The 24,445-nt window shown below is 49.8% G+C and carries 22 protein-coding genes and 4 pseudogenes; 16 read left to right on the top strand and 10 right to left on the bottom strand.

Going from position 1 to position 24,445, the window contains the following annotated elements; genetic code table 11:
- Nucleotides 1-162 precede the first annotated feature (162 nt).
- The 9 genes from frmR (Y71_RS29430) (at nt 163) to frmR (Y71_RS29390) (ending at nt 9,871) form a co-directional block, all read left to right on the top strand.
- A complete protein-coding gene (gene frmR, locus Y71_RS29430) occupies nt 163-438 on the top strand; it encodes a formaldehyde-responsive transcriptional repressor FrmR (protein ID WP_001120775.1) in 276 nt (91 codons plus the stop codon).
- Between the two features lie 58 nt (nt 439-496).
- On the top strand, nt 497-1,606 hold the full coding sequence (locus tag Y71_RS29425; protein ID WP_000842119.1) for an S-(hydroxymethyl)glutathione dehydrogenase/class III alcohol dehydrogenase: 1,110 nt from the start codon (nt 497-499) through the stop codon (nt 1,604-1,606).
- A 50-nt stretch (nt 1,607-1,656) separates the two neighbouring features.
- Nucleotides 1,657-2,055: a VOC family protein gene (locus Y71_RS29420; RefSeq protein WP_000070400.1), complete on the top strand. Its 399-nt coding sequence runs from the start codon at nt 1,657-1,659 to the stop codon at nt 2,053-2,055.
- Between the two features lie 157 nt (nt 2,056-2,212).
- Nucleotides 2,213-3,547: a DUF3422 family protein gene (locus tag Y71_RS29415; protein WP_000664785.1), complete on the top strand. Its 1,335-nt coding sequence runs from the start codon at nt 2,213-2,215 to the stop codon at nt 3,545-3,547.
- Between the two features lie 47 nt (nt 3,548-3,594).
- Nucleotides 3,595-4,425, top strand: coding sequence for an S-formylglutathione hydrolase (gene fghA / locus Y71_RS29410; protein WP_000440264.1), 831 nt, complete (start codon nt 3,595-3,597; stop codon nt 4,423-4,425).
- A gap of 17 nt (nt 4,426-4,442) precedes the next feature.
- Nucleotides 4,443-5,753, top strand: coding sequence for an NAD(P)/FAD-dependent oxidoreductase (locus Y71_RS29405; protein WP_000233327.1), 1,311 nt, complete (start codon nt 4,443-4,445; stop codon nt 5,751-5,753).
- A gap of 203 nt (nt 5,754-5,956) precedes the next feature.
- Nucleotides 5,957-8,608 carry an excinuclease ABC subunit UvrA gene (locus tag Y71_RS29400; protein WP_000038427.1) on the top strand — a complete coding sequence of 884 codons (2,652 nt, stop codon included), beginning with the start codon at nt 5,957-5,959 and terminating at the stop codon, nt 8,606-8,608.
- Between the two features lie 191 nt (nt 8,609-8,799).
- Nucleotides 8,800-9,231 (top strand): DUF488 domain-containing protein, encoded by a 432-nt coding sequence (locus Y71_RS29395; RefSeq protein ID WP_000765646.1) that lies wholly within the window; start codon nt 8,800-8,802, stop codon nt 9,229-9,231.
- A gap of 364 nt (nt 9,232-9,595) precedes the next feature.
- Complete coding sequence (gene frmR / locus Y71_RS29390; RefSeq protein WP_001141269.1) at nt 9,596-9,871, top strand: formaldehyde-responsive transcriptional repressor FrmR; 276 nt, start codon at nt 9,596-9,598, stop codon at nt 9,869-9,871.
- A 565-nt stretch (nt 9,872-10,436) separates the two neighbouring features.
- On the opposite strand, the gene tnpC is transcribed toward frmR (Y71_RS29390), so the two are convergent.
- From tnpC to Y71_RS31065, 3 genes are read right to left on the bottom strand one after another with little or no spacing between them, the layout of a single operon-like run.
- A complete protein-coding gene (gene tnpC / locus Y71_RS29385; protein ID WP_001000409.1) occupies nt 10,437-11,972 on the bottom strand; it encodes an IS66 family transposase in 1,536 nt (511 codons plus the stop codon).
- Nucleotides 11,973-12,021: 49 nt separating this feature from the next.
- Entirely contained in the window at nt 12,022-12,369 is a 348-nt protein-coding gene (tnpB, locus tag Y71_RS29380; RefSeq protein WP_000609174.1) for an IS66 family insertion sequence element accessory protein TnpB, read from the bottom strand.
- Nucleotides 12,366-12,698 carry a transposase gene (locus Y71_RS31065; protein WP_050586387.1) on the bottom strand — a complete coding sequence of 111 codons (333 nt, stop codon included), beginning with the start codon at nt 12,696-12,698 and terminating at the stop codon, nt 12,366-12,368. The genes tnpB and Y71_RS31065 overlap by 4 nt, the downstream gene beginning before the upstream one ends.
- 303 nt (nt 12,699-13,001) lie before the next feature.
- Here Y71_RS31065 and Y71_RS29370 point away from each other — a divergent pair, with 303 nt between their 5' ends.
- Nucleotides 13,002-14,153: an iron-containing alcohol dehydrogenase gene (locus Y71_RS29370; protein ID WP_007372360.1), complete on the top strand. Its 1,152-nt coding sequence runs from the start codon at nt 13,002-13,004 to the stop codon at nt 14,151-14,153.
- A 160-nt stretch (nt 14,154-14,313) separates the two neighbouring features.
- Here the strand turns inward: Y71_RS29370 and Y71_RS29365 are convergent, their stop codons facing one another.
- The 3 genes from Y71_RS29365 to Y71_RS29355 are packed head-to-tail and all read right to left on the bottom strand — an operon-like array spanning nt 14,314 to nt 16,905.
- Nucleotides 14,314-14,460 carry a DUF2474 domain-containing protein gene (locus Y71_RS29365; protein WP_000859348.1) on the bottom strand — a complete coding sequence of 49 codons (147 nt, stop codon included), beginning with the start codon at nt 14,458-14,460 and terminating at the stop codon, nt 14,314-14,316.
- A 25-nt stretch (nt 14,461-14,485) separates the two neighbouring features.
- Nucleotides 14,486-15,496 carry a cytochrome d ubiquinol oxidase subunit II gene (cydB, locus tag Y71_RS29360; RefSeq protein ID WP_007372361.1) on the bottom strand — a complete coding sequence of 337 codons (1,011 nt, stop codon included), beginning with the start codon at nt 15,494-15,496 and terminating at the stop codon, nt 14,486-14,488.
- The gene (locus Y71_RS29355) at nt 15,496-16,905 is read right to left on the bottom strand and encodes a cytochrome ubiquinol oxidase subunit I (protein ID WP_007372362.1); all 1,410 of its coding nucleotides are present in this window, start codon (nt 16,903-16,905) and stop codon (nt 15,496-15,498) included. The genes cydB and Y71_RS29355 overlap by 1 nt, the downstream gene beginning before the upstream one ends.
- A gap of 979 nt (nt 16,906-17,884) precedes the next feature.
- On the opposite strand from Y71_RS29355, the gene Y71_RS29345 reads away from it, so the two are divergent.
- Complete coding sequence (locus Y71_RS29345) at nt 17,885-18,265, top strand: hypothetical protein (RefSeq protein WP_007372363.1); 381 nt, start codon at nt 17,885-17,887, stop codon at nt 18,263-18,265.
- A 531-nt stretch (nt 18,266-18,796) separates the two neighbouring features.
- On the opposite strand, the gene Y71_RS29335 is transcribed toward Y71_RS29345, so the two are convergent.
- Both Y71_RS29335 and Y71_RS29330 read right to left on the bottom strand, forming a co-directional pair.
- Nucleotides 18,797-19,087: a helix-turn-helix domain-containing protein gene (locus Y71_RS29335; RefSeq protein ID WP_007372364.1), complete on the bottom strand. Its 291-nt coding sequence runs from the start codon at nt 19,085-19,087 to the stop codon at nt 18,797-18,799.
- A complete protein-coding gene (locus Y71_RS29330) occupies nt 19,084-19,704 on the bottom strand; it encodes a hypothetical protein (protein WP_057068510.1) in 621 nt (206 codons plus the stop codon). The genes Y71_RS29335 and Y71_RS29330 overlap by 4 nt, the downstream gene beginning before the upstream one ends.
- On the opposite strand from Y71_RS29330, the gene Y71_RS29325 reads away from it, so the two are divergent.
- The 5 genes and pseudogenes from Y71_RS29325 to Y71_RS29295 all read left to right on the top strand — a co-directional run.
- Nucleotides 19,695-20,399: an IS6-like element IS26 family transposase gene (locus Y71_RS29325; RefSeq protein ID WP_001067855.1), complete on the top strand. Its 705-nt coding sequence runs from the start codon at nt 19,695-19,697 to the stop codon at nt 20,397-20,399. The genes Y71_RS29330 and Y71_RS29325 overlap by 10 nt on opposite strands.
- Before the next feature lie 53 nt (nt 20,400-20,452).
- Nucleotides 20,453-20,542, top strand: a pseudogene (locus Y71_RS31060) (rhodanese-like domain-containing protein); the annotation flags it as partial.
- Nucleotides 20,543-20,636: 94 nt separating this feature from the next.
- A pseudogene (locus tag Y71_RS29310) lies at nt 20,637-21,020 on the top strand (IS6 family transposase); the annotation flags it as partial.
- Nucleotides 21,021-21,111: 91 nt separating this feature from the next.
- Nucleotides 21,112-22,055: pseudogene (locus Y71_RS29300) on the top strand (integrase core domain-containing protein).
- Nucleotides 22,056-22,068: 13 nt separating this feature from the next.
- A pseudogene (locus Y71_RS29295) lies at nt 22,069-22,371 on the top strand (DDE-type integrase/transposase/recombinase); the annotation flags it as partial.
- Between the two features lie 194 nt (nt 22,372-22,565).
- On the opposite strand, the gene Y71_RS29290 reads toward Y71_RS29295, so the two are convergent.
- Nucleotides 22,566-23,306, bottom strand: coding sequence for a sulfite exporter TauE/SafE family protein (locus tag Y71_RS29290; RefSeq protein WP_032951290.1), 741 nt, complete (start codon nt 23,304-23,306; stop codon nt 22,566-22,568).
- 9 nt (nt 23,307-23,315) lie between these two features.
- The gene (locus Y71_RS29285) at nt 23,316-23,939 is read right to left on the bottom strand and encodes an FmdE family protein (protein ID WP_007372374.1); all 624 of its coding nucleotides are present in this window, start codon (nt 23,937-23,939) and stop codon (nt 23,316-23,318) included.
- Between the last annotated feature and the right edge of the window lie 506 nt (nt 23,940-24,445).

Below are 24,445 nucleotides of genomic sequence, written 5' to 3'. Positions count from 1 at the left end.
TGGCGTTCTGTTCACTTCTATTGTGTACCGTTAAAGTACGAATGTGCCTGATACAACTCTGTCATCTGTCTGGATTTGTACATCGTGGGGTCAACATTTTTTCTTGCATAGTATAGGGGGGTATACTATAGTCTCTTCAATCCTGATTAACAGGGACAATCAATGCCACATTCTCCAGAAGAAAAGAAACAGGCGCTTGTCCGGGTACGACGTATCAAAGGTCAGATTGCAGCGCTGGAACAGGCGATTGAAAACGAAGCGGAATGTTCTTCATTGTTGCAGCAACTGGCTTCGGTACGAGGAGCCGTTAAAGGCCTGATGACTGTTGTTCTGGAAAGCTATCTCAGGGAAGAATTTCCCGATACGAACAAAAGAAGGGGGTCGCAGACGAAATCTATCAACGACGCTATTTCCATTGTTCGCTCATATCTCCGTTAACTCTGCCAGGCAGACGTCTGATGGGGTCAGTAAAAACAGTAATAAAAGGATATGACATATGAAATCACGTGCAGCTGTAGCATTTGCTCCTGGTAAGCCCCTCGAGATCGTTGAAATTGATGTGGAGCCGCCTCGTAAGGGTGAAGTACTGGTAAAAATCACCCATACCGGCGTCTGCCACACTGATGCATTTACCTTGTCCGGTGATGATCCGGAAGGTGTGTTCCCGGCAGTACTGGGTCATGAAGGTGCGGGTGTTGTTGTGGAAGTCGGCGAAGGGGTCACCAGTGTGAAACCTGGCGATCATGTTATTCCGCTTTACACGGCAGAATGCGGCGAGTGTCTGTTCTGTAAATCCGGAAAAACTAACCTGTGTGTCTCTGTTCGCGCCACCCAGGGTAAAGGACTTATGCCTGATGGCACGACCCGTTTCTCTTACAAGGGCCAGCCTCTTTTCCACTATATGGGCTGCTCTACATTCAGTGAGTATACCGTCGTCGCAGAAGTGTCTTTAGCCAAAATTAATCCACAGGCGAATCATGAACATGTCTGTCTGCTGGGTTGTGGCGTAACGACAGGTATCGGTGCGGTTCACAACACTGCGAAAGTACAACCAGGTGACACGGTTGCTATTTTTGGCCTGGGTGGTATTGGCCTTGCAGCGGTACAGGGCGCGCGTCAGGCAAAAGCGGGTCGTATCTTTGCCATCGATACCAATCCGGAGAAATTTGACCTGGCCCGTTCATTTGGTGCAACTGACTGCATTAACCCGAAAGACTACGACAAACCTATCCAGGACGTTCTCATTGAACTGACAGGCTGGGGTGTCGACCATACGTTTGAATGTATCGGTAACGTAAACGTAATGCGTTCTGCACTTGAAGCGGCACACCGTGGCTGGGGTCAGTCCGTCGTTATCGGTGTTGCGGGTGCAGGTAAAGAAATCTCCACTCGTCCATTCCAGCTGGTCACCGGCCGTGTATGGAAGGGTTCTGCCTTTGGTGGTGTTAAAGGTCGTACCCAGCTGCCGGGCATGGTTGAAGATGCGATGAAAGGCGAAATCGATCTCGCACCATTCGTGACTCATACCATGGGCCTTGAAGAGATTAATGACGCCTTCGACCTGATGCATGAAGGCAAATCTATTCGTACAGTGATCCACTACTGATTCAGGTTTCACTGGCGATCTTTCAATATTAGTTTTAAAGGAAACAATCCATGTCCAATCCAGTTATTTCAGGCAATGGCATCTTCTCTCACGTCTTTATCGGTGCTGTAGATGTTCAAAAGTCGGCTGAGTTTTATGACGCCACTTTAGGTGCACTCGGTATCAACAACCTTGGTCCTTTTGGTAATGGCTGGGTGTTGTTTGGCCGTGACAAGCCGGCTTTCATCATTGCCCGTCCTGGCAATGGTGAAGCGCCATCCAGCAATGGTGTGACAATTGGCTTTGCTGCCGCCACGCCTGCTGAAGTTGACGCTTTCCATGCCGCAGGCCTGGCTGCTGGCGGGACTGATGAAGGCCAACCGGGTCCTCGTGGTCATCTGCCAGGTGCTTATGCTGCCTACCTGCGTGATCCGGCTGGTAACAAGATCTGCTCCTATACCTTCATCTGATCGTAGGGTGCATCCGACACAAATGTTGTACGGTTTGCCGATCAGGCGAACGGTATGAGTTGTGCCAGCGTATGAAGATCAACCCGCAGACGTTTACGTCTGCGGGTATCTTTCTCGAAGCGTAATGTGACTGGCCGTCAGAAAAAGAGAGAGTCTTATGAAAGAGTCAGCATTATCTGCTATCCGTTCTGAGATGCAATCACCCGAAACCGTGTACGGGATGCCGGCTCATAAAGACAGAACGGCCGCTGTCAATGAAGTACATGCGCGTCCGCACCTGCTTATCACATCACCACAGACCCTGCTGCAGTTTGCTTTCATGACTAAAGGCGACCAGTCAGGTGACCAGCGGGTCATGGTTGAGCTGTCAGATCGTCTTGGTTTAACACCATCAGAAAATTCAGCACCCCTGCACGGTATCACGTGGCGGGAAGGCGCTTTGTATTGTGAAAAACACGGTGAGTTTTCCACCTACTTATGGAGTACCACATGCGATCCGCGTGACGGACAGTTAAGGGGAGAGAACCCCTTCCGGCATGGTTTCACGCCACCGGGTTCGGTTATCTGTGGTACCCGTCTGGATATTCTGCCATGGACTGCAGAATCTGAGGCTGCAGTAACGAATTTAGATCCTGTCAGCAGGTGCTATTCAGTAACAGAAAATGGCCGTGCCGCAATTATCTCTGATTTTCGCCAGGATAAAGACGGGCTGACACGCATTCTGATACTTGAACGGGACCTGACAGAGGCACAGCTGGGTGCACTGGTTCAGCGGCTGCTTGAGATTGAAAATTATCGCACGCTTGCTTTGCTTTCTTTACCACTTACAAGAACCATGGCCTCTGAACTGAGGCGAGTGGAAAACCGACTGGCTGAAATTACAGAAGAAATGCGCACCGGAGAGCATCGTAAAAATGAACAGTTGCTCTCTGCGTTGACCAATCTTGCCGCAGAACTTGAAGCCGGCGCTGCAGCGAATCTGTACCGGTTTGGCGCAAGCCAGGCCTACTATGAAATTGTTGAGGAAAGGCTGAATACGCTCTCCGAAACGCCGGTTCCAGGCTACTACACCTGGTCTGATTTTTTGCAACGGCGCATTGCCCCAGCCATGCGAACCTGCCGTTCTGTGAAAGAACGACAGGCGAAGCTGTCTGACAAACTCATGCGGGCTATTTCGTTACTTCGCTCCTGGATAGATGTTGAACTGGAACATCAGAACCGTGACCTGCTGGCTTCGATGAATAACCGGGCCAGACAACAGCTACATCTGCAGCAAACCGTTGAAGGATTGTCTGTTGCCGCCATTTCATATTATGTGGTGAGTCTGATTTCGTATCTGGTGAAAGGGGTTCCCGGGATCCACGATGTCATGCCACCTGAGCTGGCGGTTGCCATTCTCGTGCCCTTCATTGTGCTCGCGATTTGGTGGGTGGTGCGAAGAATAAGAAACTCGCACACCGACCCTGAACATAACGAAAACCGCTCTGACTGAGTTGTTACGTTGTTGCTGAATTGTCCTGTCGTTATACGGAGAAAATTATGGAACGTCTTGAACATCATGCCAGCTTTGATGGGTGGCAGGAAGTTTATCAGCATGAGTCTGGCACGCTTGGCTGCACGATGAAATTTGGTGTTTATACTCCACCCCAGGCGCTTAACGGTAATGTACCGGTACTCTACTGGCTTTCCGGTCTGACCTGTACGGAACAGAATTTTATTACCAAATCGAGCGTTCAGCGTTATGCCGCAGAGCATGGGATCATGATTGTGGCACCAGACACCAGTCCGCGTGGCACCGATATTCCTGATGATCCTGACTACGCTCTCGGTCAGGGGGCCGGATTCTATGTTAATGCAACCCAGGAGCCCTGGGCGACACATTACAAAATGTATGACTATGTGGTAAACGAGCTCCCGTCCCTGATTGAAGAATGGTTCCCGGCGTCTGATAAAAGAAGTATCAGTGGACATTCGATGGGCGGACATGGCGCCCTGATGATTGCGCTCAGAAACCCGGGCCGCTATCAGAGTGTATCCGCATTCTCACCGATCGTCGCACCTTCTCAGGTGCCCTGGGGAGAAAATGCATTGTCTGCTTATCTGGGTGATGATCGGGAATACTGGAAGCAGTACGACACGGTTGAGTTGATCCGTAAAGCGCAGGAAAGGCTACCTCTGCTTGTAGACCAAGGACTGAATGATGAGTTTCTGAAGACTCAGCTTCAGCCGGAGAGACTGAAGAGCGTTTGTGAGGACACCGGTCATCCGTTGACGCTTAACCTGCGTCCGGGACACGATCACAGCTATTACTTTATCTCCAGCTACATTGGCGACCACATTGCACATCATGCAGCAGCACTGACGCGCTAAATTCAGGAATTATGGTTATGGTACATTTCTGCGATCAAAAACATCATGTTGTCGTGATAGGGGCTGGGTTCGGTGGACTCTCCGTTGTCAGAGAACTGGAAGAGCCGGGCGTTTCGATCACAATCATTGACCGGAGTAACCACCATCTGTTTCAGCCTTTACTTTATCAGGTCGCTGGCGCATCACTGCCATCAGCAGAAATTGCCTGGCCCGTTCGCTCTCTGTTTCGTCATCGTGAGGATGTACGTACCCTGATGGCCGAGGTCCAGGATGTGGATACCGATTCACGGGAGGTTCTGCTGAAAGATGGTTCCCGAATTGATTATGACACGCTTGTCGTTGCCACTGGGGCCACGCACGCTTATTTCGGTCATGATGAGTGGGAACAGTTTGCGCCGGGACTGAAGAACCTGGATGATGCCACGACCCTGCGCGCACGGATCCTTTCCGCTTTTGAACAAGCTGAGAATACCACTGATCCCGCGTTACGGGCTGCCTACCAGACATTCGTCATTGTCGGGGGGGGACCGACAGGCGTTGAGCTGTCCGGGACCATTGCCGAACTGGCAAGGAAAACGCTGAAAAATGATTTCCGTTCTATTGATCCGACAGAGACCAGAATTATTCTGGTTGAAGCCGGACAACGATTGCTCACTGCCTTCCCGGAGTCATTATCGGAATATACCCGTCAGTCCCTGGAGAAACTGGGAGTGGAAGTCAGTTTTGGCCAACCGGTAACGGAATGCTCTGCCGAAGGCGTAGTATATGGTGGGCAACCTCTTCCTGCCAAAACGATCATCTGGGCAGCAGGCGTCACTGCTTCTCCGGCTGCACGCTGGCTCAAGACGGAAGCTGATCGGGCTGGTCGGGTTATCGTGGGAGCTGATCTCACGCTCCCGTTACACCCTGAAATATTTGTAATAGGTGATACCGCGGCCGTGACCGGAGAGGACGGCAGGATGATCCCGGGCATTGCTCCGGCCGCAAAACAGGAAGGACAGTATGTGGCTAAACTGATCCAGTCCCGTTTAAAGGATGAAAAACCTGTCCTGAAACCTTTCCGGTACCGGCATCAGGGGAACCTGGCGACCATCGGTCGCGGACTGGCTGTGGTTGATATGGGACGGTTAAAACTCCGGGGAGCCATGGCGTGGTGGTTCTGGAAAATTATCCACCTGTATTTTTTGATCGGAACCAGAAACCGGTTGAGTGTCGCTATCAGCTGGATCTGGAACCACAGTATCGGATACAGGGGAGCCCGCATTATCACGGGAGGTAAATCACCTGATCCGGATAAGAGTGCGGTCCATTCCCGCTCAGAAGAGTGATACCTGAACCTTACTGATGCCGCTGAAACATCAGCGGCATTCCTTATTTAATCACCGGCGCCGGCGCAGGCAATCCGCTTACTGCTGCATAAATCCCTTTTGTCATTATTCCTTCTTAACTAATGGTTCGGCACATCGGTTAACGCCATTCAACGTAACCAGCGTCAGAAGTAAAGTTGATTTACGTATTACAGGATTAAACTATGTCAAAGAAACTTTTTGGTGCCCCCCCAACCCTGACAGACGCCAGTAATTCTGTTGTGGTACGTGGTGCCAGGGAGCACAACCTTAAAGAGGTGGATGTCTCTGTTCCGCGTGATGCACTTGTTGTCTTTTCGGGGGTCTCTGGTTCCGGTAAGTCTTCACTGGCTTTTGGAACCATTTATGCTGAGGCGCAACGACGCTACTTTGAATCGGTTGCCCCGTATGCGCGGCGCCTCATTGATCAAGCCGGTGTTCCGGATGTGGATGCCATTGATGGACTCCCCCCTGCAGTTGCCCTTCAACAACAGCGAGGAACCAGCAATGCACGCTCTTCTGTCGGCAGTGTGACCACCTTATCGAGCCTGGTGCGCATGATGTATTCCCGGGCGGGAGCCTATCCGGCAGAACAACCTATGCTCTATGCTGAGGATTTTTCTCCTAACACGCCTCAGGGAGCATGTCCATCCTGCCATGGTCTCGGACATATCTATGATGTGACAGAAGCACTGATGGTACCTGATCCGTCACTCAGTATCCGGGACAGAGCCATTGCCTCCTGGCCACCTGCCTGGCACGGACAAAATCTTCGCGACATTCTGGTGACACTGGGCTATGACGTCGATATCCCCTGGAAAGAGTTATCTGAAGAAGAGCGACACTGGATCCTGTTTACTGAAGATACCCCGACGGTGCCGGTCTACCCCGGACTCAGCCCGGAAGACACACGTGTCGCAGTCAGGGAAAAAATGACTCCGGGTTATATGGGGACGTTTACAGGGGCGCGACGTTATGTTCTGCATACCTTTGCACACACCCAAAGTGCACTGATGAGGAAACGCGTCTCCAGTTTTATGGAAGGTAAACTGTGTCCTGTCTGCCACGGAAAAAGGCTTAAACCGGAATCATTGTCAGTCACTTTTGCTGGAGTGGACATCGGTGAGTTTATGCAGATGCCTTTAGACCAGCTGGCTGAGTTGCTTCTTCCTATCTCCCGGGGGGATTTCAGTACGCATCATGCCGGGGCTGATACTGACAGGGATATCACCCGCCGGGACCGGACAGAACGCGCAGGTTCCGGCAGAGCAGTCCATTCTGTAACGCCGGATGTCCGCCGGACCTCAGCATTATCGACAGAGAAACGACTGGCTGCTCAACGACTGACCAGAGGTGTTATGGACCGGCTGTATCAGTTGCAGAAACTGGGACTTGGTTATCTGACATTAGACAGAACAACGCCAACACTCTCCGCAGGGGAACTCCAGCGATTGCGTCTTGCCACTCAGCTTAGCTCCATGTTGTTTGGGGTCGTCTATGTTCTCGATGAACCATCAGCAGGCCTGCACCCTGCAGACAGCCATGCACTTTACGATGCTCTGGAGAACCTGCGGGATGCCGGAAACTCAGTGTTTGTCGTTGAGCATGATCTTGACCTGATGCGACGGGCGCAATGGCTGGTTGATGTGGGACCCGCTGCAGGAGAACAGGGCGGTCATATTCTCTACAGTGGTGTACCTGAAGGTCTGAAAGCTATTGCTGAATCCAGAACGGCGCGGTATTTGTTTGATGAAATCAGGCCACCACAATCATACGCCCGACAGCCAGCAGGATGGTTAAAATTACAGGATATTCACCGTCACAACCTGAAGGGACTGGACGCCTGTATTCCTCTGGGGGTACTGACCGCTGTTACAGGTATTTCGGGTTCCGGAAAGTCTAGTCTGATTGCTCAGGCCTTACCTGAGCTGGTGCTTTCCTCGCTTGGCCATGAACCAGAAGACGTGTTATCCGAGGGCAGTGATGCTGAGGGACCAACCGTTACTGAGAAAACTTACGGTACGCTGACAGGCGACACCGGACTGATCAAACGTCTGGTGCAGGTTGACCAGAAACCGATAGGCCGGACACCGCGTTCTAACCTGGCGACATATACCGGACTGTTTGACCATATTCGTAAGCTCTTTGCCGGAACACCTGCTGCTAAAAACTATCATTATGATGCCGGACAGTTTTCTTTCAATGTGGCAAAAGGTCGCTGTGAAACCTGTGAGGGTGAAGGGTTCGTCAGCGTTGAACTCTTGTTTATGCCCAGTGTGTATGCCCCTTGTCCGACATGTCATGGCGCACGCTATAACCCGGATACGCTCAGGGTTCGCTGGAAGGAGCGAAACATTGCGGAAGTCTTGCAGATGACAGTGGATGAAGCCTGCAGCTTCTTTGCTGATGTAGAACCCGTGGCGCGACCTCTGCGCCTGCTGGGCGAAATCGGTCTGGGATATCTGCGTCTGGGTCAACCAGCCACTGAGTTATCCGGAGGAGAAGCTCAACGGATAAAGCTGGCAACCGAACTGCAACGTAGCCAACGTGGCCATACGCTGTATGTTCTGGATGAACCGACCACCGGACTCCATGCGTCAGACGCCGACCGTCTGCTTGTGCAGTTGCAGCGTCTTGTTGAGACAGGGAATACCGTAGTTGTGATTGAACACGATATGCGTGCAGTCGTGCAGGCTGACTGGGTTATGGACATTGGTCCCGGAGCAGGTCATGAGGGAGGCAACCTGGTTGCAGAAGGTACACCCGCCCAGGTATCACAGGTTTGTGAAAGCCGCACGGCACCGTTTATTGCCCGGGAGTTGTCACGGAACTGGTAAAAGGACAGTGTCGTCATAGCGTGAATGACGACACTGTCACGCTACTGGTATATCCCCTGAACATTTTACCTGTCATTGTAACTACCTGAAAAAATACGTGATAAGAAACCTGTTGTACCAGGGCACAGCAAAAACACCAAATCTTATCCAGTGTTAAACATCACTGTTATGCAGGTGGTAAGGAGAACCTGATGAAACTATTTACGATTGGTTTCACACAATCTTCGGCGGAGGATTTTTTTACGCGTCTGAAGGAATCCGGAGCAAGACGTATTCTGGATGTGCGTCTCAATAATCGCTCTCAGCTGGCAGGTTTTGCAAAACAGGACGATCTGAAGTTCTTTGCCCGTACTCTGTGTGATATCGATTACGCACATATGCCAGATCTTGCCCCGACGCGGGAAATGTTTGAGCGATACAAATTACAGAAAGGAGACTGGGATATATATTCTTCGGATTTCATCGATCTGATTACAAAAAGACATATCGAAACGCTCGAAAAGAGTCAGTTTGCTGATGCTTGCTTATTGTGTAGCGAACATAAACCACATCATTGCCACAGACGGCTGGTTGCTGAGTACCTGGCAGATAAATGGCCTGATGTCACTATCATGCATTTATAGTGGCTGGGTTGTGTCTGTACGCCCGAACACCAGAACACAGCTCCCACAGACTATGACGGTACCAGACGATGTTCGGACAAAAGGAAGAGGATTTAGCCTGCTAAAGCAATATGCGCTAACAGGAAGTGGCTTGATATCGAAAATCAGTGTTTGCGACGCGCTTTTTTTGACCATGCTTTTGGGCTAATATCACACCCTTCAGCCTGTATTTTGCCAATAATATAACCAGTTGTTTTATTTTATAAATAAAGCTTATCGGTATGTGCTCTGTTATGTTTGTATACTACATGGGAGGTATACATTCATTGATCGGATAATGCATACTCCGATGCAGTATATCAACTTAAAGATAGTGAGGTAAGAAATGCCCAGTACTCCGGAAGAGAAAAAAAAGGTACTGACACGGGTTCGCCGCATCAGAGGGCAGATTGATGCTCTGGAAAGAGCACTTGAAAATGGTGCTGAATGCCGCGCCATTCTCCAGCAAATTGCTGCCGTTCGTGGCGCATCTAACGGATTGATGGCTGAGGTTCTGGAGAGTCACATACGAGAAACCTTTGACCAGAATGACAACTATAGCCATGAAGTCAGTAAATCAGTTGACGATACGATTGAACTGGTTCGCGCCTATCTTAAATAGCAACTGACCGGTAAACCCGGTCACTGCTGGATGTCATTATGAACACCAACCGAACGGCATAGCCAGTCCACAGATACTACTCATTCCCTGACTATGTCCCAGGAGTCCAGTGTCGTTCAGCCAAAACAAATTTCTGCTTTGTATACCACTACGACAAATGCTGTCATCAGTTCAGGTGCGATAATTTCGTTATCATGCGCAGTACATACTGCCCTGAGTTTTCTGATCCAGTAATCATTCTCGGCACCAGTGTTCCAGGTGCCGCCTCACCCTACAGATATCTGTAATTGTAAACCGTCGCAAGACCGGTCCAGGCGATAGGGCAGAATCGCCCACTGTTCGGAAAACCAGTACTAACTGACAGTTCTGGTACTGGAGACTGGCCACAGCACTGTATAGGCCCATTCTGTACGGCGTTGTCACCTGACCTGTCTGAAGATATTTCCCGCACGCAACAGGTTACTACTCAGAAGTGATAACCCAAGTCCTCATCAAACATCAAAAAATATTTTCAGATAAAAATCGTAAGCGTGCAGTGAGAACCGTATTGACGAAGTGAAGCTGGTCAGGCAGGCAGAGTAACCCGCCACGGGAGCAGAGCACCCACCCGGTTCACAGGCCAGTCGGCGATGACATCAAGTACATAATGCAGATAGCGTTCCGGATCCACGCCGTTTAATTTGCACGTCCCGATAAGACTGTACAGTGACGCACCGCGCTCACCACCATGATCCGAGCCGAAGAACAGCCAGTTTTTTCTCCCCAGACTGACCCGTCGTAGGGCGTTTTCGGCAATGTTATTATCCACCTCCACCCAGCCATCTTCTGCATAGCGGATCAGCGCCGGCCACTGGTTCAGCGCATACCCGAACGCCTTCGCCAGTTCTGAGTGCCTTGAGAGGGTTTTCTGTTTCTCCCGCAGCCACCCCTCCAGTGACGCCAGCAGCGGCAGCACTTTTTGGTGCCGGACTGCCTGCCGTTCCTCTGCTCTTTTACCTCTGATCTCCGACTCGATGGCATACAGCTCGCCGATCCGTTTCAGCGCCTCCTCCGTCAGGACTGACGGGGTACGGACGTGAACATCGTGGATTTTTCGGCGGGCATGGGCCCAGCACGCGGCTTCCTTTATATGGCCGTCGCGGTAGAGCTCGTTGAACCCGGCGTAGGCATCAGCCTGCAGTACGCCACTGAAGCCTGCAAGATGGGTCTGAGGGTGGATACCTTTTCTGTCCGGGCTGTAAGCGAACCACACTGCGGGGGCCAGCGCTGATCCGGCGTTGCGGTCGTCTCGAACGTACGTCCATAAGCGCCCGGTCTTCGTCTTCTTATTGCCCGGCAACAGCACCGGGACAGGCGTATCGTCAGCATGGAGTTTGCCGTCGGTCAGGACATAGTGCTGAAGGGCTTCATCCAGCGGTGCCAGCAGACGACAACACGCATCCACCCAGCCCGACAGTACAGAACGACTCAACACTACACCCTGGCGGGCATAGATCTCCGACTGGCGATACAGCGGTGTGTGCTCTGCATACTTTGAGGTCAGCACTCGGGCCAGCAGCCCCGGTCCGGCGATCCCCCGTTCGATGGGGCGCGAAGGAGCCGGGGCCTGAACGATGCGATCGCACCGACGGCAGGCATGCTTTTCACGGACTGTCCGGATAACCCGGAAGGCGCTGCGCATCAGCTCCAGCTGTTCGGCGGCATCCTCACCCAGGTAACTCAGCGAACCACCGCACTCCGGGCAACACGGCTCAGTCGGCAGCAGCCGCTTCTCATCCCGTGGGAGTGACTCAGGGAACGGTTTGCGGGTGCGGGTCTGACGCAGCGGGCGCTGCACTGCCGGGTCATCCACCCGGCCGGTCAGCGTATCGCTTTCCTGCTGCAGCAGGTTCAGGTCAGCTTCCATTTGCGCGATACGGCGGGATACCTTTTCGGAACGACTGCCGAAGTTCATCCGGCGCAGCTTATCCAGTTGCGCCTGCAGATGGTCTATTTCGCGTTCCCGGTTGCTCAGCTTTTCCTGCAGGGCGTGGATCAACGCTTCCTGTTCGGCCAGGCGCTGTTTCAGCAGAAGGATGTCGTCAGAAGAGGTATCGTTCATAAGCCTGTATTTTACCAGGCTTATTCTGCGACAACCAGGATAAAGAGCGCTACAACATGGTCAGGGATGTCAGTAACCGCTTTGGCTGTCGCCAGTCGATACCTTCCATCAGCATCGCCAGTTGCGCCGGCGTCAGGAACACTTTGCCATCGCGGGCTGAGGGCCAGGCGAAGCGACCACGTTCCAGTCGCTTTGTCAGCAGGCACAGACCATCGCCGGTGGACCAGAGCAGTTTTACCTGACTGCCGCTGCGTCCCCGGAAGATGAAGACGTGGCCGGACATCGGGTCATCTTTCAGCGCGGTCTGCACCTTTGCGGCGAGGCCATTGAAGCCGTTGCGCATATCGGTGATACCGGCAACCAGCCAGATTTTTGTGCCTGCGGGAAGATTTATCATACCGGCCCCCGCATCAGTTCGCGCAGGACAGTGCTCATGAGTTCAGCAGAGGGATGAGTCAGTGTTATTTCTCCTCCCCGACATTTTATGTGGCAGGTAGCGGGAGGAGAGCAGGATGGTAGTTCGAAGGTTGGGAGAGAAGAGCCCGCCTGAAGCTGCACGGGTATCAGGGCAGGAAGCGACGATGAGTTTTTTCGGGGCCGACAGACCCGCCCTTCACGCTGCCAGAGCCTTATCCATTTAAAGAGCAGGTTATCATTGACGTCATGTTTCCGGGCCAGTGCGGCAATACTGCCTTCTTCTTCAAGAGCCAGCCTGACCAGTTCCATTTTGAATTCAGGGGAATAGTGTTTCCGGGGAAGTCTTTCTTTAGCGCGCATGAGGTGTCCACCTGCAAAATAAGTGGGTGCTTAAGTTACAGGATCCTGGATTCGGGACCAGACGGTACTCAGACGACGCTTACTAAAAATCAAGTGTTTATCTTTTTTTAATCCTTATCAACAGTATTGGTATTGCCAGTTACTATACTGCCGTATAGTATATGAAGCAGATGATGTACACACAGAAACAACAAGGCTATCAAGATTTAAAATGCCCTCTCTAATATTTAAACTGACGAAAGGATATTAACTATGAGTAATGTATTTTATATGCCGCCTGTAACCCTAATGGGACTTAATGCTATTCGTCTTTTAGGGGATGAACTTGTTTCAAGGGAGTTAAAAAAAGCGCTGATCGTCACTGACCGTGTTTTGGCTGACACGGGACTGGTTAACAAACTGACAGATGAGCTTGAGGCGCATAAAATTAGTTATGCAATATTTGATGGTGTTCAACCTAATCCAACAGAGAAAAATATTGATGACGGTTTAGCCTTGCTTGCAAAAAGTAATGCTGATTTTGTCATTTCCTTTGGTGGGGGGTCTTCTCACGATACAGCTAAAGGTATTGCATTGGTGGCCACTAATGGTGGGCATATTCGGGATTACTCGAAAGGTGTGCATCTGTCCAAAAAACCACAATTACCATTAGTTACTGTAAATACGACAGCGGGTACGGCATCGGAAATGACCGTATTTGCAATCGTCACTAACCAGGAAGATGAAACTAAATACCCGGTAGTGGATAAGCACTTTACGCCTATCATTGCGGTTAACGATTCTGAACTTATGGTCGCAATGCCTGCGTTCCTTACGGCAACTACAGGTATGGATGCCTTAACTCATGCAATTGAAGCGTATGTATCAACAGCAGCTACGCCTGTTACTGATGCTTGTGCTATCAAAGCAATTGAAATTATTGTTAATAATCTTAAAGACGTTGTAGATGATGGCCAAAACCGCGAAGCACGTGATGCCATGCAATATGGTGAATATCTGGCTGGAATGGCATTTTCAAACGCGTCTCTTGGTTATGTCCATTCAATGGCTCACCAGTTAGGTGGCGTTTATAATCTGTCTCACGGTTTGTGTAATGCGATCCTGCTGGGTGAAGTATCCCGATTTAATGCGAAAAAGGTTCCCGATCGTTTTGTTGAAATCGCCCGGGCAATGGGGATTGATGTCTCAACAATGACTCAGGAGCAGGCCATTAATTCTGCTATCGAAGCAATTGAGATGTTGTCGCAAAAAGTCGGTACGAATCAACGCCTGGCTGATCTTGGTGTAACGGAGGATAAACTTGCATTTATGGCACAAAATGCACTAAATGATGCTTGTTCTTTAACCAATCCTCGTCAGGCAAGCCTTTCGGAGATTATTGAGCTCTACAAAGCTCGTATGTAAGCATTCTCCTTTTTACACCGTTATCTGAATTATATCTGAAGGAAAGTTGTACAAGTTCATGGTCAGAAATTTAAATCACTTCTGACCAGAGAAATTGACCATAAACATGTCTTTTTGATACTAAGAAAATCGGGTTACCAGAGGTAACCCGATTTAAACGTTAGTGAGTTTTCATCCCAGCGGCTGTCATTAGCAATTTGAATATTGTGGCAACGACCCCCAACGCCATTACACTGACAGCCCAGATAATCACCAGCCACATCAATTTTTTCCAGAATGGACGAGGTGTTTCATCAACGGTTTTCATTTAAGTTTCTCCATTGACCTCACCATTAGTGATAACCGTCGCCAGTTTTTACCTTCCCCCGGAATACATAGTAACTCCAGCAGGTGTACATCAGGATTACAGGGATAATCAACAAGCCACCTATTAGCATAAAGCCCTGACTCTGAGGAGGTGACGCGGCCTGCCAGATGGTTACAGAAGGCGGTATGATATATGGCCAGATACTGATCCCAAGACCACTGAAACCAAGGAAGATTAATCCTAACGTCAGCATAAAGGGACCAAAGCTGGATCGACGGCTATAAACACTGCGAACGATACCCCAGCAACAAACAAGGACCAGCAATGGTACAGGCAGGAAAAAGATGACATTTGGCATACTGAACCAGCGACTGGCAATCTCAGGATGAGTCAATGGGGTCCAGACACTGATAATTGCAATAACTGCCAGTAAACCAATGGTTAACGGAGTTGCAAGCTCTGACATCCTGCGGTGAAGCGAGTCTTCTGTTTTCATAATCAGCCAGGTGCAACCCAGCAGGGCATAGGCCAGTACCAGTCCCAATCCGCAGAACAGAGGGAACGGGGCGAGCCAAACCAATGCAGAACCGCTAAATGCACGTCCGGACACACTCAATCCATTTAATAAGGTTCCGACTGCAACACCCTGACTGAAAGTGGCCAGTACAGAGCCGACTATAAATGCTTTGTCCCAGATAGGTCGATGTTCCGGGATTGCTTTAAAACGAAACTCGAAGGCCACACCACGAAAGATAAGCCCAAGTAACATTGCGGTAAGCGGAATACTAAGAGCATCAATGATAACAGCGTAAGCCAGAGGAAACGCGCCGTACAATGCCGCTCCCCCCAGTACCATCCAGGTTTCGTTGCCATCCCATACCGGCGCAACGGTATTCATCATTGTATCGCGATCGACATCGTGCTTATGAAACGGGAACAAAATACCGATTCCCAGATCAAATCCATCCATCACTATATACATCAACGTAGCGAAGACGATGATGACAAACCAGATAATTGACAGATCAATACCCATTATTTGTCTCTCCCACGTGTTGCCAAACCCTCATTTACCGCTGACAGAGGACGGGCAGGTGTTCCATCCGTTACCTCCTGATGCTCCTCAGCATGTACAGGCCCTTTTTTGATCAGACGTACGAGATATATATAACCGACGCCAAAGACTGAGGTGTAAACAAGAAGAAACGCCAGTAAGCTGATTGACATATGTAAATCGCCATGTGCAGAAACAGCATCTTTCGTTCGCTGTACGCCATAAACGACCCATGGTTGACGACCTATTTCAGTTGTGAACCAACCGGCCAGTAACGCAATCAGTCCCGAAGGCCCCATGAAGAGAGAAAAATAGAGGAACGGTTTAGATGTATAGAGACGTTTCCGCCAGCGCAGCCATACGCTGACCACCCCGAGAAGAATCATCAGCATCCCTAAGCCAGCCATTACGCGGAAAGACCAGAATATGATAGTGGAGTTAGGACGATCTTCTTTAGGGAAACTCTTCAGGGCAGGCACCTGCTTATCAAGGCTGTGTGTAAGGATAATACTGCCAAGATAAGGGACCTCTATTTTGTACTTCGTCTCTTCTGCATTCATATCTGGCAGGCCAAACAGAACCAGAGGGGTTGCTTCACCAGGTTTATTTTCCCAGTGTCCTTCAATCGCAGCGATTTTTGCCGGCTGGTGCTCAAGAGTATTCAGACCATGCGCATCACCGATAACGGCCTGGATCGGGGAAACGATTAATGCCATCCACAATGCCATAGAGAACATTTTGCGAATAGCGGGAGTATCATTGCCTTTTAGCAGATGCCATGCTGCTGATGCTCCGACAAAAAAAGCGCTTGCAAGGAAAGCCGCAGTGGACATATGTAACAGGCGGAACGGGAAGGAAGGGTTAAAGATAATTTTCAGCCAGTCTACAGGGATAACAACACCATTCTCGATGGCATAACCCTGTGGAGTCTGCATCCAGCTATTGGATGACAGGATCCAGAACGTGGAAAACAGTGTCCCCAGCGCCACCATACAGGTAGCAAAGAAGTGCAGACCGGGGCCAACACGATTCCAGCCAAACAGCATGACACCAAGGAAACCCGCTTCAAGGAAGAACGCAGTCAGAACTTCGTAGGTCAGCAATGGACCGGTGATACTCCCTGCAAACTGTGAGAAGCCACTCCAGTTGGTACCAAACTGATAAGCCATAACCAGACCGGAAACAACACCCATACCAAAGTTTACTGCAAAAATTTTTGACCAGAAGTGATAGAGCTCCTTGTAAGTGTCATTTCGTGTCTTTAACCATAACCCTTCGAGCACGGCCAGGAAACTGGCCAGACCAATGGTTATTGCTGGGAAAATAATGTGGAAGGAAACAGTAAATGCAAACTGTACCCTGGCCAAATGGAAGGCATCTAATCCGAACATAGTTCACCTTAACCCCGATAATACACTGATAATTAATTATTTCTTATCAAATCAGAGCCTTGATGAGAAATTTCGACTATTGAAAACAATCATTTTTTTGTATGAGATAAAAACTCACTTGCAAGTACATTGTTAAGCACATGATTAAATGTGTCCAATAAGTTGCAATAATGTAGTGATAGATGAGGTCGATTACAAAAATGCAGGATTTTCGTTATTGTGTCAGCAACCACGATCATTCCTGATACTGCACGATACAAATAGTGTTGAGAGTAATTCTTAATAGTGGGGGGGGTTATGTGTAACTTACTGAAAAATTTAGGTGATTAGATGTTTCTGAAATATGCATACCGTCCGGTTTTAACCACTGATACACGAAAAAATCAATATGCTCGTGCATTCTACCAGGTATATTCTGGTGTCCTGGCTAAGGATATTAAATCTCATTTTTTAAACAACAAATTATTTCATATACATATGGATTAGATTTTTGCTCTGGTATCAGAAGTAGATGTCACAAACAAAGGAATAAATAATCGACAAGGAGCTGACTACCGTCGACAGACCGCGGGAGGTGTTCAGGATCAGCTGCATTGATGAGTTCCAGGCCCTACAGGCAAATGACCCCATGCTGGTTATGCCGGAATATCCGGACCCTTGAGGCGTTTTTCTGACGAGACAATTATTTTAACAGTCAGAGACCAGAGGCACTCCTCAGCTATCAGTTCAGTCCGGAGCAGGTCCAGCGCTCTCACGGAACCGGACGTGACGAGGAGTGGAACGACAGTTCCACAGGCGCTGAAGGTGGGAGTGGCATTGAGGGTCATTATTCAACATCCGGGAATTCAGCCTGCTGCGTTGTCAGATGTACTGGCCATTCTCTCAGGCATCGCTATAAGTAACTGTCTGAATCCTGTATCCTCGAAGCTGCGCTGTAAGCAATTAATTCCCATCGTGGCAAATGCACAAAGGATGATACATGCAAACGCTAAAGAGCAGACTTGAAACGGTAGTACATTGTTTTGAAAATGATTTTCGCGGATTTAAAATCAGAAACAGTAAGACCGATGCCATGAAATGGCTAATGCGATTCAATTTGCCGTACTCTGTCCGAGAACATGAACCCGGTAAATATCTGCTTCTTAATCGTGAATATAAACCTCTGGGATTTATGGCGCAGGCCGGTGGCCACGGCGCGGAATACGCTGATTACGGTGATCATCTTCTTGCAGGTGCTCCGGGATTACTCGATAGCGATATTTATTTTTATAACGACGGTTCAACCCCGTGGGAAAGCGCTAAAAACTGGACTGCATACCAGAAGGCAGTCCTCCAGTTCCTTGAAAAACTTCCAGGCTGAGTGAATTGCCCGGATAATTTAATCAGGCCGCTTCAGCGGCCTTTTTTACGTCTGCTGTTCTGGTAACTCAGGTGATTCTGCGTTCTGAAGAGGTACCCAGTCTTCCGACTCAATGAGTTTCGGATCTCAGGAGAAGAGAAGAAGGATTTTTGCAGAAGCACAAAAAAATTCTGGATAGTTGTCATTAGGGGAATATTGCATAAAAAGCAAAATTCAAGGCTGACAAAGCCAGTAATAGCAACAAAGAGGAAAGAGAAACTTTTTTCAGGTTTTTTTACAGTCCGGCCTTAAAGGCCGCATCGGATTTTCTAAATACAGTTTTACATAAGGAAAATCGTATGACTGTATTTCTAATCCTCACCGCCATCGCATATGGCATCTTCAAAGCCGGCTGCTTCATCCTATTAGTGGTCAAGGGGTATCAGGGCTGGACATTGTTCTGGAAAAACTATGACCGTCTCCCTCATATCATCCGTTCCCGCTGCCGATATCAGAGACGATTCATTTTCAGACGCATCTGGAAGCGAATCTTCAGCCACTGATAATGTTATCGAGCGGCATCCCCAGCCCAGCCAGCCAGCACAGGCAGCACCAGGTGGTGTACACCATACTGGTCTCTCCTGATTTCCACTTACGGATGGTGCGTTCGTCCACATCCAGTCGGTTAGCCAGCTGGTTGTCAGTCAGGGGGATAAATCCCCGGACCAGCAGGATTTCGGTGACTGTAGGCTTCTGCCAGTCTTCTCCGCTGACCAGCGTATAGCCATTAAATTTGTTCAGCTCAATAAGTCCGGCGATCTGTCGTGCTATTTCGTCTTTCATTGAGTTGCGAGCCCGGATGCAGAGGGAACCAGGAGGGACCGGACATCCACGGTAGCGTCACTCGTGTCGTTGTTATCAGCACCCAGCGTCAGCTCATCGATATACTTCCTAATCTGTCCTGTCTGGTGAAGGTAATAACACAGCTTAAAAGCGAATTGTGCTCTGTCTTCGGATAACCCACACCTTGAGAAAGCTCTATTCCGAAGATCTTCAGGCGTTTCAGATGTGTATCTCTTTTGGTAGATGCTCATCACCTCTGCATGAAGCTCGGCAAACTTCATTTCGTTATTCAGCTTTAAATCATTCTTATAAATCAACCGGGCAGCATCCAGGTCATTTTTTTCAAGCAAAATCCAGCCATAAAGGGTCTCGCTTGCATGTAACCCGTCCAGAACGATCCGGCCAAGTTGATTTGCATAGATGTACTCGTTAAGCAACGTTCTGAGCCGCTCTTCCAGAAAACCGAGTTTAGTACGTAGCTGTTTCTGGACATTATCAATCTTGTTATGGATCGCCAGATTCAGCGTGAGCATATAGAACAACAGGCACTGTTGCAAATAGTCGGTGGTGATAAACTTATCATCCCCTTTTGCTGATGGAGCTGCACATGAACCCATTCAAAGGCCGGCATTTTCAGCGTGACATCATTCTGTGGGCCGTACGCTGGTACTGCAAATACGGCATCAGTTACCGTGAGCTGCAGGAGATGCTGGCTGAACGCGGAGTGAATGTCGATCACTCCACGATTTACCGCTGGGTTCAGCGTTATGCGCCTGAAATGGAAAAACGGCTGCGCTGGTACTGGCGTAACCCTTCCGATCTTTGCCCGTGGCACATGGATGAAACCTACGTGAAGGTCAATGGCCGCTGGGCGTATCTGTACCGGGCCGTCGACAGCCGGGGCCGCACTGTCGATTTTTATCTCTCCTCCCGTCGTAACAGCAAAGCTGCATACCGGTTTCTGGGTAAAATCCTCAACAACGTGAAGAAGTGGCAGATCCCGCGATTCATCAACACGGATAAAGCGCCCGCCTATGGTCGCGCGCTTGCTCTGCTCAAACGCGAAGGCCGGTGCCCGTCTGACGTTGAACACCGACAGATTAAGTACCGGAACAACGTGATTGAATGCGATCATGGCAAACTGAAACGGATAATCGGCGCCACGCTGGGATTTAAATCCATGAAGACGGCTTACGCCACCATCAAAGGTATTGAGGTGATGCGTGCACTACGCAAAGGCCAGGCCTCAGCATTTTATTATGGTGATCCCCTGGGCGAAATGCGCCTGGTAAGCAGAGTTTTTGAAATGTAAGGCCTTTGAATAAGACAAAAGGCTGCCTCATCGCTAACTTTGCAACAGTGCCCCGTATTCTGCAGGCTCACGGCTTCCGGACATATAATCTGAGTGGTGGCTTTATAACCTGGCAGGCGGTTATGGAGTCGATGAATCAATAAGAGATGAGGTGCCATACACATGGCACCTCATCTGGTTCTGACGCATTAAGACGTCGCCGGGTAACATACTGTTTTTTTATAATGTTACCTGCCCATGCTTCTGATACGAAAAGCTTTTAAGCGCCTGCACTATCCCATTGATGTTATTGCTCAATGTGTTCGCTGGTATCTGACTTACGCCCTCAGCCTGCGCAATCTCGAAGATATGATGACGGAGCACGTCGTTATCGTTGACCATTCCACTCTTCATCGCTGGGTTATGCGCCTGGCACCGTCGTTCCGCCAGTATAAGCGTAATGTAGGTCGGCGGTGGCGGATGGACGAAACTTACATTAAAATCAAAGGCCAGTGGAAATATCTGTACCGGGAGGTTGATACCGCGGGGCAGACCGTCGACTTCCTGTTGACCGCCAGACGCGACGCTGCGGCTGCCTTACGCTTCTTTCGCAAGGCCATTCGCCACCACGGTGAGCCTGAGTAGACTGGCTCCATGAATCTCCAGACAGTTGGTATCACTTAAATTAGTGATAGTCTTAATACTAGTTTTTAGACTAGTCGTTGGAGTCCGGATGATTGATGTTTTAGGTCCGGAGAAGCGCAGACGGCGCAGCCTTCAGGAAAAAATCGCCATTGTTCAGCAGAGCTTTGAACCCGGTATGACCGTGTTGCTGGTTGCCCGTCAGCATAGTGTTGCTGCCAGTCAGCTGTTCCTGTGGCGTAAGCAGTACCAGGAAGGTAGTCTCACCGCCGTTGCTGTGGGTGAACAGGTTATACCCGCGTCGGAACAGGCATCTGCGATGAAGCAAATTAAAGAGCTACAGCGCCTGCTGGGCAAGAAAACCATGGAAAACGAGCTGCTGAAAGAAGCCGTTGAATATGGCCGACAAAAAAGTGGATAGCGCACGTGCCCTTGCTGCCGGAGGATGGCGAATAAGCCTTGTCAGCTGTTGGCTACGGGTCTCACGTGCGCAACTGCATGCTATGGCTCGTCGGTCGAAGAACTGGCAGGAGCGTCGACGCAAGCGCAAGCCTGATGATATTGAAGCTCTGGATCGTATCCATACCGTTATCGGCGATCTGCCTACGTATGGTTATCGTCGGGTGTGGGCACTGCTGCGCAGACAATCAGAAACGGACGACATGGCGGTGATCAATGCCAAACGCGTATACTGAATCATGCGTAAGAATGCGCTGTTTGCTTGAGCGTAAACCGGCAATACCGCCCTTGAAGCCGGCGCATACAGGGAAGGTAGGACTGGAGCCTAAACATACGGCGGTACGTAGCCCGGAAAGCAACGGGATGGCAGAGAGCTTCGTGAAAACGATGAAGCGGGATTACATCAGCATCATACCGAAGCCGGACGGGTTAACAGCGGTAAAGAACTTTGCAGAGGCCTTCGAACATTACAACGAATGGCATCCGCATAGTGCACTGGGGTATCGTTAGCCACGGGAATATCTACGGCGGCGAACCAGTAATGGGTTAAGCGATAAAAAGTGTCTGGAAATATAGGGACTAATCTACTGAGGTTGTAACCATCGATAAAAGCGGTGCCAACATGGCGGCGCTGGCCACACTCAACGCCAGTAAACCTGAAGAAGAAACCATCACCATCAGGCAGAGTAAATACCTGAACAACCTGATTGAGCAGGACCATCGGAATATCAAACGCCGAATACGACAGATACTGGGGTTCAAATCATTTCGGCGAGCGCAGACGATAATGGAGGGCATTGAGTTAGTGCATATGATACGTAAAGGGCAATATCAGCATCCCGCTGAAGAGCCTTTATCACCGGCGGAACAATTTTACCTGTTGGTTGCCTAAAATATAGACAGCGCAATAATTACTGACTTGTCTACGCTAATGCGACAGAACCCAACGAGCTGGATTGCCAATCGGCGAAGACCTCTACGGCAGAAAATCCGAGCGTAACAACGAGCGGCCAATACAGCTTCGCTCCGGTTGAGTTGCCATGAATATGGCCATCGTGTGCTTACATGATTTTGATTCCGTTTATTTTACAAAAGCCCCCAGATGATCTTGACGGCGGTCCCTAACAGGACGAATCCAATGATGTATTTAAGCTGTTGCCCTTTGAGTTTTTCGCTCATTAACCACGCGCCAAATGCAGCCCCTCCCGCCGATGCGATACCGGTGGCACCGACCAGCGAATAATCCATTCCCGAAAGCGTTGCGTGGGCAAAGAAACCGGTCAGAGAAGCAAACACGACCACGAAAGAAGCGGTTGCTGACGCCCGTTTGGGTTCCAGCCCGGCCCCCACGAGTGCCGGGACGATGATGCTGCCACCTCCAACCCCTAACAGGCCACCGACAAAACCCGCAACACCGCCAAGGGACAAACTACTCAACATCTGGCTTCGCGCACTACGCTGAATTCCAGAAGATTTTGGCGCGTACAACAACATCATGAGGCTGGCAAAAATAAGAAAACCGGAGAACAGCCACAGTAGAAAATGGCGGTCTAACCTTTGGCTGACATGAACCCCGATTGGCGACAAAACCACGGCCACAATCAAAATGGGGAGTGCCAACCGCCATTCGACCAAACGCTTGCGAATGAATGTCGTTGTCGACACGCTCGTCGATATGGCATTCAGAAGCAAGGCGGTGGCCATCGCTGCATGAATTTCGACCCCTAGTGCCAAGAAGATCGGAACCAGAATAAAAGCGGCTCCGACTCCGGCCATGGCCATGATAGCGGTTAGAAAAAACGTTGCAACGGCAGCGATGGCAAGCATTTCAATTCCTTAGCAAAATGAGGATACAGTATGTCCAGCCAGTTTTTCCTGGCAAGGAATGCAAAGCCGTCCCGCTTCCGTGTCGATCAGTTTATCGACAAAGACACGTTCCCCACATTTGGCGCATAGTTCCGTGTCAAAGCAGCTTTTACCGCGTGGAAGTTCAAACGGCTTCTTTAGCCCGATATCGAGAAACATTTCTTCCGGCATCGATATGACCTTGTTAACCAGGGGGTCAGTGACTTCGGCGGGAATATCCTGTGGCGCTATGCCTTGTTTGCGTTGGGCAACAAAAGGCGAGTTGAGCATGTTGCCGAAAAACTCGTCCTTTAGCCGTACACGTACTGAGCGCCCGGTCTTCACGTCTATCAGAGTGAAAGCCATCTTGTTGTAATAGCGCTTCTCGATGTTCGACTTGCCGTAGGTGCATCCCGTAGCCGACATTACGCCATCCAGAAAGCATCCCGCAGCATGGCCTTTCCCTGTTTCTGCTATGACATGCAGCTCCTTGTCTTCTGCCCGTTCCACACCGAGCGCTCTCATCGCTGCTTGCGCAGCACGGTAGCCTAAAGGCATTGCTGGACACTTATGGCCGTGAAAGACCATCGCCGCTTCGAATTCATCGTGTGTCATTACTCTATCTCCTTCGTGAGTCGCGTAGCTTCCTGATGAAGCCACTATCTTGAAGACGAATGAACTCGCAAAAGGATGCAGAAATTTTCTTCGAGATTGATTTCAGTAATCCTCACGCCGAGGTGCGTGGTAACAAGCCCGACCACTGTAGTCAAAGTGCACTTGGCAATTACGTATCAACACCTCGCGCAACCGCTGACGAATTCTCCGTAACCTAGACTTCACGACGGAAAGACTTAACTCATGAGTATCGGCAAATTCTTGCTTACAAATGCTGTGCTGGGGGCAGTTTGGATATCGAATCTATGGTCACTCCCGTTTTTGCAACACTGATTTTCGACGATATCATTGGCTTGCTTAAATCTATCCAGCGTCAGAATCGCGCCACGATGAGTTCTGCGCCTGATGAACCTCAGAAAAATCATACGGCTTCAGATGAGCCATTCCGATATACAGGTTCTTCAACAGGCCGGTCGGCCGTTTGTATCATCAATGATCAGCATTCG

Source organism: Kosakonia radicincitans DSM 16656, from assembly GCF_000280495.2.
GTDB lineage: Bacteria > Pseudomonadota > Gammaproteobacteria > Enterobacterales > Enterobacteriaceae > Kosakonia > Kosakonia radicincitans.
The sequence above is the reverse complement of the archived record's forward strand: the minus strand, read 5'-3'. Positions and strand labels throughout refer to the sequence as shown.